We start from the raw sequence: 1211 nt of genomic DNA on the forward strand, positions 1-1211 counted from the left end.
CGTCATATTTTTATAACACACAGACACCGTGGTGCGGGCATTCCGTTCGGTCTGTGGCCCGCTCAGCACACCCGGCGGGCCCGCCCGGTGGACCTCCACCGGGCGGGCCCGCTGCTTGTTTCAGCCGTCGAAGCTGGCGAAGTACGCCGCCGCGGCGTCCTTGTGGCCATGGCCCTGTTCCTCGGCCCGGCGGAGGCGTTCCGCGTCCGCCGCCACCAGATCCATCCGTACCCCGGCTTCTCTGGCGGCCTCCGTGATGAGCCGGGCGTCCTTGCGGGCCGCGGACACCGTGAAGCTCGCAGGGTAGTTATCGGCCAGGATCAGCTCGGATTTCAGCCGCAGATACGGCAGGTCGAGTGCTCCTCCGGCGACCGCGGCGAGGAAGTCGCGCGGGTCCACGCCGAGCCCCTCGGCGAGCGCCAGCGCCTCGCCGGTGCCGTTGACGACCGTCAGCACCCAGCTGTTGATGACCAGCTTGAGGCGGCTGGCGGCCCCGCTCGCCCCGTCCTCGCCGACCCACCGGGTGGTGCTCCCGACGATGTCGAAGACCCGCGCGGCGCGCTCCCGTACGTCCTGCGGGCCGGCGGCCAGGACCGTCAACTCGGCTTTCTCCGCGTTCACCTTGGTGCCCAGTACGGGGGCGTCCACGAAGCGCAGGCGGTGCTCGTCGGCGAACCGGGCGAGCGGGGCGAGCCCGTCGGTGCCGACCGTGCTCATCTGGAGAAGCAGGGCGCCGGGCGGCAGCGCGCCGGCGGCCTGTCGCAGCGCGTCGAGGACGGCCGCCCCGTCGAGCAGCATCGTGAGGACCACCTCGGCGCCGTCCACCGCCTCGGCGGGGCTGCCGGTGACCCGTACGCCGTCGGCGACCAGGGGCTCGGCGCGGGCGCGCGTCCGGTTCCAGGCGCGGACGTCCAGACCGGCCGCGGCGAGATTGCGGGCCATCGCCGCGCCCATGATGCCGGTGCCGAGGACCGCTACGGAAAGAGTGTCGGGTGACGTGTTGTCGGCCATGAGCGCACGCTAGGACGTGGAGCGCGCTCGAAGGCAACCGCCGTCGCGTGTCGCAGGGGTGACGGCGGGCTAGGGCCTGTCTTCAAAGTCCCGCCTGCCTCGCGGCGCCTGGCACGCACTCCCCCACGCCTGAACGGCGCGGGGGGACCCCCATGCCGCGTTGTCGGGATCATCCCGGTACACCCAGTACCGGGACGACC

Annotated in this window: 1 protein-coding gene; it reads right to left on the reverse strand. The window is 72.3% G+C overall.

Going from position 1 to position 1211, the window contains the following annotated elements; translation table 11 throughout:
* Window positions 1-120: 120 nt before the first annotated feature.
* Window positions 121-1011 (reverse strand): NAD(P)-dependent oxidoreductase, encoded by an 891-nt coding sequence (locus ACFWJW_RS13010; RefSeq protein ID WP_387238973.1) that lies wholly within the window; start codon window positions 1009-1011, stop codon window positions 121-123.
* Window positions 1012-1211 lie beyond the last annotated feature (200 nt).

It is taken from the genome of Streptomyces sp. NPDC127097 (genome assembly GCF_042724075.1).
GTDB lineage: Bacteria > Actinomycetota > Actinomycetes > Streptomycetales > Streptomycetaceae > Streptomyces.

Coding starts and splice junctions, on each gene's coding strand:
- ACFWJW_RS13010 (WP_387238973.1), bottom strand. CDS start 1,011: ATGGCCGACAACACGTCACCCGACACTCTTTCCGTAGCGGTCCTCGGC.